9 protein-coding genes are annotated in these 11,972 nt (G+C 62.7%); 5 read left to right on the top strand and 4 right to left on the bottom strand.

Annotation, left to right across the window (positions count from 1 at the left end; all coding sequences use genetic code 11):
* Window positions 1-152: 152 nt before the first annotated feature.
* On the bottom strand, window positions 153-986 hold the full coding sequence (locus WBN73_RS13640; RefSeq protein WP_207596134.1) for an alpha/beta fold hydrolase: 834 nt from the start codon (window positions 984-986) through the stop codon (window positions 153-155).
* Between the two features lie 96 nt (window positions 987-1,082).
* Between WBN73_RS13640 and WBN73_RS13635 the strand changes: the two genes are divergently transcribed.
* The 3 genes from WBN73_RS13635 (at window position 1,083) to WBN73_RS13625 (ending at window position 4,240) form a co-directional block, all read left to right on the top strand.
* Window positions 1,083-1,655, top strand: coding sequence for a TetR/AcrR family transcriptional regulator (locus WBN73_RS13635; protein WP_207596135.1), 573 nt, complete (start codon window positions 1,083-1,085; stop codon window positions 1,653-1,655).
* Between the two features lie 106 nt (window positions 1,656-1,761).
* Window positions 1,762-3,063 carry a cation:proton antiporter gene (locus WBN73_RS13630; protein WP_337340509.1) on the top strand — a complete coding sequence of 434 codons (1,302 nt, stop codon included), beginning with the start codon at window positions 1,762-1,764 and terminating at the stop codon, window positions 3,061-3,063.
* Between the two features lie 37 nt (window positions 3,064-3,100).
* Complete coding sequence (locus WBN73_RS13625; RefSeq protein WP_337340508.1) at window positions 3,101-4,240, top strand: App1 family protein; 1,140 nt, start codon at window positions 3,101-3,103, stop codon at window positions 4,238-4,240.
* A gap of 3 nt (window positions 4,241-4,243) precedes the next feature.
* Here WBN73_RS13625 and WBN73_RS13620 read toward each other — a convergent pair whose 3' ends face one another.
* Both WBN73_RS13620 and WBN73_RS13615 read right to left on the bottom strand, forming a co-directional pair.
* A complete protein-coding gene (locus WBN73_RS13620) occupies window positions 4,244-5,896 on the bottom strand; it encodes a PHP domain-containing protein (RefSeq protein WP_337340507.1) in 1,653 nt (550 codons plus the stop codon).
* Between the two features lie 175 nt (window positions 5,897-6,071).
* On the bottom strand, window positions 6,072-7,112 hold the full coding sequence (locus tag WBN73_RS13615; RefSeq protein ID WP_337340506.1) for a metallophosphoesterase family protein: 1,041 nt from the start codon (window positions 7,110-7,112) through the stop codon (window positions 6,072-6,074).
* Between the two features lie 320 nt (window positions 7,113-7,432).
* Here WBN73_RS13615 and WBN73_RS13610 point away from each other — a divergent pair, with 320 nt between their 5' ends.
* Window positions 7,433-8,938 carry a CoA-acylating methylmalonate-semialdehyde dehydrogenase gene (locus WBN73_RS13610; RefSeq protein WP_369745955.1) on the top strand — a complete coding sequence of 502 codons (1,506 nt, stop codon included), beginning with the start codon at window positions 7,433-7,435 and terminating at the stop codon, window positions 8,936-8,938.
* A gap of 13 nt (window positions 8,939-8,951) precedes the next feature.
* Here the strand turns inward: WBN73_RS13610 and WBN73_RS13605 are convergent, their stop codons facing one another.
* On the bottom strand, window positions 8,952-10,481 hold the full coding sequence (locus tag WBN73_RS13605; RefSeq protein ID WP_207596141.1) for a PucR family transcriptional regulator: 1,530 nt from the start codon (window positions 10,479-10,481) through the stop codon (window positions 8,952-8,954).
* Between the two features lie 127 nt (window positions 10,482-10,608).
* Between WBN73_RS13605 and WBN73_RS13600 the strand changes: the two genes are divergently transcribed.
* Complete coding sequence (locus WBN73_RS13600) at window positions 10,609-11,937, top strand: aspartate aminotransferase family protein (protein WP_337340504.1); 1,329 nt, start codon at window positions 10,609-10,611, stop codon at window positions 11,935-11,937.
* Window positions 11,938-11,972: the final 35 nt, after the last annotated feature.

The raw sequence follows: 11,972 nt of genomic DNA, 5'->3' as shown, positions 1-11,972 counted from the left end.
AACCCCAGCCGAGCGCCTACGTGATTTACTACTAACCACCTAACCAACAGGTGTTGCAACGACTCCTAGAAACCGCCGGTTCGATTGGAACCAAGGTGACCTGCCGCCGTCGTAACGGTTTTAAGTTGTGCGTGGTGCGGGGCGGGAGATGGCTACTTCGCCAGGAAGCGCAGCAGGATCTCGTTGATCTCAGCGCCGTGCGTCCACAGCATGCCGTGGGGTGCGCCCTCGATCTCGACGTATTCGGCGGAGGGGAGCCGCTTGGTGAATTCCCGTCCGGTGGCGTCGATCGGCAGGATGCGATCGTCGGTGCCGTGAACGATCAAAGACGGGACGGTGACCTTCCCGATGTCGGCGCGGAAGTCCGTGAGCCATGAATCCACGACGGCGAAGGATGCGTACCAGGACGATCCTGCGGCGACATTCCACGAGTTTCGCAGGGCCTCCTCGCTGAGACGGTTGCCAAGGAAGTTATCGGTGTTGAAGAAGTCGTTGTAGAAGTTGGTGAACCAGGCGTAGCGGTCCTCGATGGCTGCGTTGCGAATGCCGTCGAACACGCTGGACGGGACGCCGGTGGGGTTGTCGTCCGTCTGGAGGAGGAAGGGCTCGAGGGATGCCAGGAAGGCGGCCTTCGCAACGCGGCCTTCGCCGTAGGTGCCGAGGTAGCGCCCTACTTCGCCGGTACCCATCGAGAAGCCCACCAGTACTGCGTTGTTCAGGTCCAGGGTTTCGAGGACTGTGTTGAGGTCGGCGGCGAAGGTGTCGTAGTCGTAGCCGGTGGTCGGCTTGCTGGACTTGCCGAACCCGCGGCGGTCGTAGGTGATGACGCGGTAGCCGGCGTTGAGGAGGGTTGCGGTTTGCTTCTCCCAGGAGCCGCCGTCCAGCGGGTAGCCGTGGATCAGGACTACGGGCTGACCTGTTCCATGGTCTTCGTAGTAGAGCTCGATGTCAGTGGTGTTTTCGGTGCCGACCTTGATGAAACCCATGATATTGTCCCTTTTCTGCGAGTAGAGAACGATCGTTCTCTTCTGGTGTTTACCATCGTAGAGAACGTTCGTTCTCTTTGCAAGTAGAATGGATGCATGAATGTTTCCGAAGTCCGCGAACGCATCGTTGCCACTGCTGACGAGCTCTACAATGCCAAGGGAATCCAGGCTGTTGGGATGGACGAGTTGCGTTCCGCTGCCGGGGTTTCGCTGAAGAAGCTTTACGGGGAATTCCCGTCAAAGAGCAGCATTGTCATGGCCGTACTGGAGTACCGGCATCAGTCCTGGACCGAAGGGCTGGACGCTACAGTCCAACAAGCCGGGGCGCCGCGGGAGCGGCTCCTTGCCATCTTCGACTACCTTGCCGGTTGGTTCTGCCAGGACTCATTCCGCGGGTGCGGTTTCATTAACAGCTTCGCCGAGCTGGGTGCCGTGAGCCCCGAGGTCGCCGAGTATGCGCGGAAGCACAAAGAATCATTCCAGGAATACGTCGCCCGCCTGGCGGTGGAGGCCGGTGCTCCGGGCTACTTGGCGCCGCAACTGGCCATCCTCGCCGAAGGCGCCCAGACGACAGCGGCCATCGCCGGAACGTCCGACGCCGCCGGGCAAGCGCGTCAAGCGGCTGAGGTCCTCATCGACGCGGCCTTGGGCGTCGCCTGGGCTGGATGAGGTCTGGCCGGATCTTGCCCGGCTGGAGGGGCGGGATAGCAGAACGGCGCTGCCGGGACTAGGCTTCTGGGATGCGCCGAACGGCGCATCAGGAAGAAGACCATCCGTGTTTGAAGTCCCCAGCATCCTGTTCCTTTCGGCAGGCGTTGCGGTGTTGGCCGCTGCTGTCTTGCCAAAGTTGTTGCGACGCATGCCGCTGTCCATGCCCATGGTCTTTCTTGGCAGCGGCATCCTCGCCTTCACCTTGCTTCCCGAGCTGCCGGACCCGGATCCCGTTCAGTATGGCGAGTTCACCACGCACCTGACCGAGATCTGCGTCATCATCTCCCTTATGGGGGCCGGTTTGGCGTTGGACCGGCCATTCCGTTGGCGTGGATGGTCCACCACGTGGCGCTTGCTCGGCATCGTCATGCCTTTGTGCATCCTTGTGATGACGCTCCTGGGGCTGTGGGTGCTGGGCTTGGGGCTCGCCGCGGCCATCCTCGTGGCAGCCGCGATCGCACCCACGGACCCTGTGCTGGCGTCGGAAGTGCAGGTTGGCAGGCCCGCGGACAGCGAGGAGGACCCGGACGAAGACGAGGTTCGTTTCGCCTTGACCTCCGAGGCGGGTTTGAATGACGGGCTTGCCTTCCCCTTCGTTTATCTCGCCATCCTCATCAGCCTCGTGGGGGCCTCCCCGGCCGGTTGGCTGGGGGAGTGGGTTGCTGTGGACGTTCTATGGCGAACTGTTGCCGGTGTGCTCATTGGGTACGGTACGGGCAAGTTGCTGAGCTTGGTCTTTTTCGCAGCCAAACGCAAGAGTTTTCGTTTGTCCGAGCATTCCGAAGGATTTGTGGCCCTGGCGGCGACGTTCCTGGCCTACGGTGCAACGGAGATGGTGTCCGGCTATGGGTTCGTTGCAGTTTTCATTTGCGCCTTGACCATTCGATCCGCCGAACGCAACCACGCGTACCACCAAGTGCTGCACAGCTATGTGGAGCAGTTGGAACGCCTCATGACAGTAGTGATCCTGGTCCTCCTTGGGGGCGCCATAGCCCGCGGCTTATTGGAGGGGATCGGCTGGGCGGAGCTGTTGGTCGCCCTGGCGTTCCTTCTGGTTGTCCGCCCCGTGGCCGGATGGATCGGGCTCATGCGCGGAAAGACCGGTCCCCGCGAACGCCTGGCTATTTCCTACTTCGGAATTCGCGGGATCGGCTCCCTGTTCTACGTTGCCTTTGCGCTGAGCCATGGAAACTTCGGGACAGAGGCCCGCGAATTGTGGGCCATGGTCGGTTTGGTAGTGGCTTTGTCGATCGTGGTACACGGCGCCACCACTGCGCCCTTGATGAATCGACTGGACCGTTTGCGCGTTGCCGAAGCGCGCAAACAACATGGCGACGAAGGCCGCGCACCAACCACTGCTGTCTAGGCATGAAACTCGTCGGCAGCCGTGGAAGACTGGACGCATGTCTCCCCGTCCCATGAAACCGCGACCCCAATCCCATGCCGTTGATAGTCAAGGCAAACCGCAGAGCAGCGGGCGGCGCCACCTCGCGCTGAGGCTCGACGACGCGTGGCTTGGTTTTCAGACACGTCTTGCCATCCGGCGTGGCCGGGTGGAGACCGTGATCCCGTACACCGGCTATGGCTCCACATCCTGGGTTCGGGTGTTGGCGCGCGTAGTCCGCAGTGATCCCAGGGATGCGGCAGGCCACGCCAAACCGCTGCAGGAAAGCATGCGTGGTTGGCGCAACTTCACGAGTGCGCCCGTGGCAAACGCATCCGTGCAGGTGACGATTGCAGGGACCGTTCACGAGGTGGTCGCCGACCGTGGAGGTGTGGTGGACGCGCGGATTCCTGTCGTTCTTGACGCCGGCTGGCACACCATCACCCTCCGGTCCGGGGAATCGCGGATCGTGGAGGCTCCCGTGGAGATCGTCGCGGACGATGCCGACTTTGGCGTGGTGTCCGACATTGATGACACAGTGATGGTGACCGCCCTGCCGCGTCCCTTCCTGGCCGCTTGGAATACGTTCGTCCTTAACGAGCATGCCAGGACCCCGACGCCAGGAATGGCCGTGTTGTACGAACGGATCGCCCGGACGGCGCCGTCTGCGCCGGTGCTGTATTTGTCCACCGGAGCTTGGAACGTCGCTCCGACGCTGTCGCGGTTCCTCTCCCGTAATTTGTATCCCGCGGGTCCTAAGCTGCTGACTGACTGGGGCCCTACTCCTGACCGCTGGTTCCGCAGCGGCCAGGAGCACAAGAGGAACTCCCTTGAGCGACTCGCGGAAGAGTTCCCCCACATCAAATGGTTGTTGGTGGGCGACGACGGACAACATGACGAAGCCATTTACTCGGAGTTTGCCCAGCGTCATCCTGAGAACGTCAAGGCCATCGCCATCCGACAACTCTCTGCCGGTGAAGCGGTGCTTGCGGGTGGCCGTTCAAAGTCCGGCGGCCAGCCGACACCCGGCGTGCCGTGGATTTATGCTCCGGATGGCGCAGGGATGTCGGCCCAGCTTGAGGAGTTGGGCGTTATCCGCAGTGAGGTCCGTTCGGCCGATGACCCTGAGGAAGGCGAAGTGGGCACGGCATCGCAGTGATGACTACACGACGTCGATGAACACCGGGTTGGCGTAGAACCAGGTGTCCGTCCACGGATCAGCATCCCCGAGGTTGTCACCGTGCCGGATGGGGCCGGCGGGGTCTACGGATGCGCCGTAATATCCAGCGCCGTGCCGGTTTCCATCACTCCCGCGAAGACGGAAGTAGCAGGACTTTTGGACGTCCTTGATGACGTGCTTGATGGTGAACGTGCCGGTGCGGCCTGAAACGTCCAGCTGCTTCCACACAGTGGTTCCCGGCGCCTTCAACGTGTCGCGATCCGTCACAGCACCGGTCACAGCGCCGCCGATCACATCCACATGGGCGAGTTTCGGAAGAATCCCCGCAAAGTTGCGGTAGTCCGTCGTCGTAATGGTGATGGAAATTTCGACGTCGGCGCCTCGCCGAACCTGCAGCCGGGAACCGAGGGTGACCCCGTTGCGTCCGTTGCTGCTGCCTGCGCCATTGCCGCGGACTTCGCGGACGCGGACATCCAACCCTTGCAGCAGGTGTCCGTGGTCCACCCACATGCGTCCACGGCGCATGGCTTCCAATACGCCGGTGTAGGAGCGCTCGGTGACACCGGTGTGCAGGCGGCTGAATTGGCCGGGCCAGTAGTCGCTGCCGCCCTGCTTTTCGCCGGCGTCGAACGGGTCCGGCCGTTTGCCGGTGACGGACCACCGGTCAAACTCGTTGGGCAGGCTGAGATAGGGCTCCTCGGCCGGGTACGGTCCGGTCTTCCACGTGTCCTTGACCGTGAGGTGGTTGTCCGAGTTGGACGTGATCCAGAACGGCAGGCCCTCGGCGAGCATGGAATCCCACACGCCGCCCACGGTTGCCGTGGCCCAGTCGAAACCGCCGTAGGGACGGAAGGCGTCCGCCGGGTAACCGGGGAAGCTGAACTGGGTGGGGTTGTTGGTGTACTCGCCGCGCTGGTCTCCAGCCCTGGAGAACTGGCTGACTCCCGAGCCTTGGGCCCCGGGTGCACCTTCCATGCCGATCATGACGTCGCGGGCGGCGTCGCGCCAGGCGCGGAGCTCATGCGGGGAATCGATGCCCAGACGCATGGGGTGGTTGGCCAAAGCCACCACGTCCTCGATGTAGCCTGAGCGCTTCTGGTTGGCCAACCAGGCGATGGCTTCCACAGCCTTGCGTTCAAAGGTTTCCACTTGGGCCGTTCCCGGCGTCGGTTTTTCCCACTGGTTCAGCTTGCCGTCCCACACCAGTTCGAACGTGCGCAGGAGGTTCACTTCGTTGGGCCCCGGTGCCACCAGCACCGAAGCGTGCTCCGCACCCGGGATGTACCACTCGAGTCCTTGGAAAATCAGTAGCTCAGGACGTGCTGCACGCTGCGCCTTGATTTCCTTGTTGGCATTGACTGCGCCGCCGTTGTTGGCGTGGCCGAAGTTGCTGTGTTCCGTTAATGCCAGCCAGTCAACGCCGTAGGCCTGCGCGGTGTCCAGCTGCTGCTTGATCATGTACTTCGCGTCGTGGCTGTACTGCGTGTGGACGTGGTGGTCACCCACGAGCCACTTCAGTTGGGGGTCGTTCCCGCCCGGGTTCGCCATCGCCGGCCGGGCCGTGGCAGCCGTGGCAGCGGTGCCTGCGGCTATGATGCCGGCCGACTGCAGGATGCGCCGGCGGCTCAGCCCCATGCTCCTAGTTCAGCATCGGCCAGCTTCACACTCTGGCTGTGGGTGGTCGTCATTTCTTCTCCAGTGCACATAGCGCTTCCCTCTGTCGATTCCGATCCCCCCAGCGGGATTACAGTAGGGAAGCTGGGTGGCACGAAGGTTAACCGGGCTGGAACGATTGGGGGAGGCGGTCCGGCTAGAACAGCGGAATCTGAACTTCCTTGATCCATTCGCCCCGGCGGTAGTCGCGGGCCCTGACTACTACGCAGTCGTTGTAGACCTCAACTTGCAACCCACTGGCTTCCCGGCCATCCAAGGGGCGTTCACCGCCCGCGCCATTGTCCTCCCAGAGCGTCTGGACTGCGCCGGTGTTGATGACTTGGAATCCCTGCAGGTTGCCCGTGCCTGGAACCGTGCGGCGAACTTCCCAGTCAGCCAACTGAAGCGCCCAATGGGTGTGGGCCGTGAAGACGAAGACGTTCTTGTATTTGCCCAGGATGCCCAGTAGCCGATCCGCCTGAAGGTAGTCGTTCTTGTACAGGTTGTTGCGGGTCCCAGAGACCGTGTCCGGGAACGGGTGGTGGGTGAAAACCATGACAGGTTTTCCCTTGCGGGCCCAATAAGCCAGACGCTGCTCGAGCCAGGTGATCTGCTCCTCGCTGAGCCAGACCTCGTCCCACAGCTTCGCATCGTGGTAATGCATGTACTTCTCGGTACCCAGGATCAGTCCCGGCACGCCTCCAAGGTCAATTTCGGCGTAGACCTTGTCCCGGCCGGTGAAGGTGAAGAAGCTTTCGAAGAGCGAAGCTTCAGTAGTTCCGTTGGGCCACGTGGCCTGGGCGAGCGTGGTGGGATTGGAGTACTTCGGGACGTAGAACTCATGGTTGCCGATGGCCCAGTGGACGTTGGAAGCGTGGGTGTTGGCATCCAGCACTTTCCGCACGGCATCGTACTCAAAGTCGTAGCCCCGCGGCGTGATGTCTCCGTTGACCACCAGGCCTGCGCTTCGCTTGCTCGGATTGGTACTTTCGATGTCCTTGAGCGCGAGGTCAAAATCGGCCAGATCGCCCTGGATATCGCTGATGACCGTGAAGATTGTGGCCTTGCCGGAGGGACGGTTGCTGCCGTGTCCATTCTCAGAGGCTTGCGCGGGAGATGCTACGGCGGCCGTGGCCCCGATGGTGGCCAACCCTGCGATTGATGCTGCGATGGCAGAGCGGCGGCTGGGGGAAATCATGATGGAACCTTTCATTCATACTGGATGCGTTGACCCTCAGAATGTAGATTCGTCCGGTGAATTGCGGGCAAAGTAACCATGGCCAACTTGTCATGACAGGTTGGCCGTTTGGTGACCTTTAACGGAGGGTGAGCCGATCTCCGGCGGCAAGCGCGGCTCCAAGTTGTATAGCCAAGGGTCTGAACACCTCGTGCTTCCCTGTACACATGTCGACCCTGCTGGTGAATTTTCGCTCAATGTAGTGCCCCTTACCGCCGGACCCTTCCCTACGGTTGAACCAGATGCTTCACATCGATCCCGTCAGCAGAGAAGAGTACGCAGTGTCTGAAATCAACGAACTCCAGGTGGTCCCGCACTGGATCGGGGGCGCTGAGGCGCCGTCGGCCGGAGACCGCACGGCCCCCGTCTTCGATCCCGCCCTTGGCCGGGAAACCAAGCTGGTCAACCTTGGCAATGCCGAGGACATCGAGTCGGCCATCGCCTCGGCGAACAAGGCTTTCCCGGCTTGGCGCGACATGTCGATCACCAAGCGCCAGCAGATCATCTTCCGCTTCCGGGAACTGCTGAATGAACGCAAGGGCGAACTCGCGGAGATCATCACCTCCGAGCACGGCAAAGTGATCTCCGATGCCCTCGGGGAAATCACCCGCGGCCAGGAAGTCGTGGAACTGGCCACCGGCTTCCCGCACCTCATCAAGGGCGAGCATTCAGAGAATGTCTCCACCGGCGTCGATGTTTACTCCACCAAGTCGCCGCTGGGCGTGGTGGGCATCATCAGCCCCTTCAACTTCCCCGCCATGGTGCCGCTGTGGTTCCTGCCGATCGCCATCGCGGCCGGCAACACCGTGGTGCTGAAGCCGAGCGAAAAGGACCCGACGGCGGCTAACTGGCTCGCTGCACTCTTCACCGAGGCGGGACTTCCGGATGGGGTCTTCAACGTCCTGCATGGAGACAAGGAAGCCGTCGATGGACTGCTGGAGCACCCGGATGTGAAGGCGATTTCGTTCGTTGGATCCACCCCGATCGCGCAGTACATCTACGAGACCGCGGCCCGCAACGGCAAGCGCGTCCAGGCTCTCGGCGGTGCCAAGAACCACATGCTGGTCCTGCCCGACGCCGACCTCGAACTGACTGCCGACGCCGCCATCAACGCCGGCTTCGGCTCCGCCGGCGAACGGTGCATGGCCATCAGCGTGGTGGTCGCCGTCGAGCCTGTCGCCGATGCCTTGATCGAGAAGATCACCGCCCGCATGTCCACGCTCCGGATCGGCGACGGACGCCGCAACTGCGACATGGGCCCACTGGTCACCCGCCAGCACCGCGACAAAGTGGCCTCCTACATCGACGTGGCCATCGAGGACGGCGCCAAGGTTGTGGTGGACGGCCGCGGCATTGAGGTGGACGGCGACCAGAACGGCTTCTGGCTCGGCCCCACGTTGATCGACGACGTCCCGGTCACCTCGCGCGTCTACACAGAGGAAATCTTCGGTCCGGTCCTGGCCGTTGTCCGCGTCAAGAGCTACGAAGAGGGCCTGCACCTGATCAACTCGGGCGCCTTCGGCAACGGCACGGCCATTTTCACGAACGACGGCGGCGCCGCCCGCCGCTTCCAAACCGAGGTGGAGGTGGGCATGGTGGGCATCAACGTGCCGATCCCCGTGCCGGTGGCCTACTACTCGTTCGGCGGGTTCAAGGACTCCATCTTCGGCAGTTCGAAGGCTTACGGTCTGCAAGGATTCCAGTTCTTCACCCGCGAAAAGGCCATCACCTCACGCTGGCTCGACCCCAGCCACGGCGGCATCAACCTCGGCTTCCCCCAGAACTAGAGGGGAGTGGGGGCTAACGCTCTTCCAGGAACTCGACTGCGGCGAACAGTTCCAGCCTGTCGCGCAGGCTGTCCAGGTTGAGTCCCAGGACGGTGCCCGCAGTATCGATCCGGTTCCTGAGAGTGTGCCGGTGGATCCCCAACTGCCGTGCCGTCCGATCCCAGACGCAGTTGTTCGCCAACCACGCCGAAACTGTTGGCAGCAGCTGGGTCTGTTCGGTTTCGTCGTGCTTGGCCAACGGCTGAATGAGTCGCCGGGCAACGGATCCGGCTTCATCGCTGTGCAGCAGGCCCAGCATCCCGCCCCGGGAGATTTCCTCGAAGGCCACAAGGGGGCGGGTGAGTTCCCGAGCCCTTTGCAGTGATCGCTCTGCTTCCTTCAACGCCTTGGCGAGGTGAACGAAGTCCGTCTCCACCGACGTGCCCGCCGTTGCGCCGTACCGTTCCAGGAGGACTGTGACCTTTTGTTGGAGTGCCGGACCTGCCAGCACCACGATGTTCTCGTTCCGTTGGGCGTAGAAGACGGCGCCGCGGTGGTCGTCCGACAACAGTTCCAGCGCCTCCAGGAGGTTCTGTCCTTGCCCGGGAGGTTGGGCCATGGTCACCACAACGGGGTCGGCGGGCAGCCTGCCCCAGACCTGGCGGGCCGTGCGCTCGGCAACATCCGTGCTTCCTGCCAGCAATTGCTCGAAAACGCCTGCACGCAGGTGGCGGCGTGCGGTATCGAGGGTGCGCGTTTGCTCCAGGGCGAGGCTGGCCAGCGCGATCACACTGTTGATGATGTCGGTGCGGGCCGGATCCAGGGGTTCGATGGCACCCAGGACCAGCACTCCGCGCAAATGATGCCGGCGGCCCAGCGTCTGTAAGGTGATCTGCTCGCCGTCGACCGTCAGTTGCGAGACCGATCGCGAGCCTTGGTCCAAGGATTTCCGTACGGCATCCATCACGCCGGGCATGATCGACGACGGCACGGGACGGTTGTTGGGCATCAGGATATGGTTTCCCGCAGCGTCGAACATCGCCACCCAGCCATGCAGCTGCCGCTCAAGCTCGGCCAGGATGGAGCGCAGTCCGTCGGGACGCAGGGCAGCCCGCGCGATGGCCCGTTGTGCTTGGAGCGACCATTCGGACCGTGCGTTCTGTTCCCTCGCCAGCAAATCTGCAACGAATCGAATGACAGCGATGAACGGCGTCCTGTCGGGGACCTCCAGTAAAGGCAACGCGTGGTTGCGGCATGCCTCTACCAGGCCTGGTGGCAGCACCCCGTGAATCACTTGGGTGGCGAAACCGAGGCCGCTGATCCCGTGCTTGACCAACCGCGACACGTAGTCGTTGTAGAGCGCCACGGGACCGTCGCCCACCGGGAACTGCGTTCCGTCTGTCAGCAGCAGCTGCCCGGGATCGAGGAACGGCGTGGGATCGTCAAGGTCGGAACTGTGGACCCAGGACACGGACGCTTCCAGCGCAGGATCACCTGCCTTCGGGGTCACCAGCCTCAGGTTCAGTGAGCTGTTGCGAAGGATGGTGTTAATGGTTGGCGGCATACTCAGGCACTCCTTGGAAAAAAGTAGTTCCACACCCTGCCAACTATACAAATGTCCTGGGGTGTTGTTCTGTTCAAAAGTTCAAGATGAAGGGGAAGCCCCACCCGCCCTTTCGAGAGGACCCTCAATGTCTCCCACCCGGACCGCCCTGGCTGTTCCCACCTCCAACGCAGAGGTTGCCGCGTTGGACACTGGCAATGTCTTCCACTCCTGGTCAGCCCAGAAGACGCTGAAGCCTATGGCCATAGCCGGTGGTTCCGGCAGTACTGTCTGGGACCACGAGGGCAGGACATATCTGGATTTCTCCAGCCAACTGGTCAACACGAACATCGGCCACCAGCACCCGCGCCTCATCGAAGCCATCAAGCAGCAACTGGACACGCTCACCACGGTTGCTCCCGCGCATGCCAATCACACCCGCGCCCTGGCGGCCCAGAAGGTCCTGTCCCACGCGCCGTCAACTATGGACAAGGTGTTCTTCACCAACGGCGGTGCGGACGCCAACGAGAATGCCATCCGCATGGCCCGCTTGCACACAGGGCGGGACAAGGTCATCTCCCGTTACCGCTCGTACCATGGCAACACCGGCGCAGCCATCGTGGCCACCGGAGACTGGCGCCGCATCCCCAACGAATACTCCCGCGGACACGTCCACGTCTTTGGGCCGTACCTTTACCGTTCCGAGTTCTGGGCCGAGACTCCGGAACAGGAAGCGGAGCGCGCCCTGCAGCACCTGCGCCGCACCATTGAACTGGAAGGGCCGCAGTCCGTTGCCGCTGTGCTCCTCGAGACCGTTCCCGGGACGGCCGGCATTCTGCTCCCGCCGCCTGGCTACCTCGAGGGCGTTCGTGCACTCTGCGATCAGCATGGAATCGTCCTGATCCTCGATGAGGTCATGGCCGGCTTCGGACGCACCGGGGACTGGTTCGCCCTGGATGCCTTCAACGTCAGGCCCGATCTCATCACCTTCGCCAAGGGCGTCAACTCGGGCTACGTCCCGGTAGGCGGGGTCGTCATCAACGAGGACATCTCGGCCACCTTTGACGAACGGGTTTTCCCTGGCGGCCTCACCTACTCAGGCCATCCGCTGGCTGCGGCCTCCATCGTTGCCTCGATCGAGGCTTTCGAGGAAGAGAACATCGTCGGGAACGCGGCCCGGATCGGCGCCGATCACCTGGAGCCCGGCCTGAACGCCCTGGCTGCCAACCACGACGCCATCGGTGAAGTCCGGGGCCGTGGTGTGTTCTGGGCACTCGAGCTCGTGGAGGACCGCCAGACCCGGACGCCGGTCAGCCCGGCGTTCATGGGCAAGCTTAAAACGGAACTGCTCCACCGCGGACTGTTGCCCTTCATCGCCGACAACCGCGTGCACGTGGTGCCTCCCGCCGTCGTGACTCCCGAAGAAGTACGCCAGGCGTTGGCGATCTACGACGACGCCCTGACCGCCGTCAGCTGACGGCTTCCCTTCGACCCGCCGCAACCCCAACTGAG

Source organism: Paenarthrobacter sp. CCNWLY172, from assembly GCF_037402035.1.
Taxonomy (GTDB): Bacteria; Actinomycetota; Actinomycetes; order Actinomycetales; family Micrococcaceae; genus Arthrobacter.
Note: the sequence above shows the minus strand (reverse complement) of the source record. Positions and strands in the feature narration are given on the sequence as shown.

Excerpts from the sequence above, each read along its gene's own strand:
- WBN73_RS13600 (WP_337340504.1), top strand. The coding sequence starts at position 10,609 with ATGTCTCCCACCCGGACCGCCCTGGCTGTTCCCACCTCCAACGCAGAG.
- WBN73_RS13640 (WP_207596134.1), bottom strand. The coding sequence starts at position 986 with ATGGGTTTCATCAAGGTCGGCACCGAAAACACCACTGACATCGAGCTC.
- WBN73_RS13635 (WP_207596135.1), top strand. The coding sequence starts at position 1,083 with ATGAATGTTTCCGAAGTCCGCGAACGCATCGTTGCCACTGCTGACGAG.
- WBN73_RS13625 (WP_337340508.1), top strand. The coding sequence starts at position 3,101 with ATGTCTCCCCGTCCCATGAAACCGCGACCCCAATCCCATGCCGTTGAT.
- WBN73_RS13615 (WP_337340506.1), bottom strand. The coding sequence starts at position 7,112 with ATGATTTCCCCCAGCCGCCGCTCTGCCATCGCAGCATCAATCGCAGGG.
- WBN73_RS13605 (WP_207596141.1), bottom strand. The coding sequence starts at position 10,481 with ATGCCGCCAACCATTAACACCATCCTTCGCAACAGCTCACTGAACCTG.
- WBN73_RS13620 (WP_337340507.1), bottom strand. The coding sequence starts at position 5,896 with ATGGGGCTGAGCCGCCGGCGCATCCTGCAGTCGGCCGGCATCATAGCC.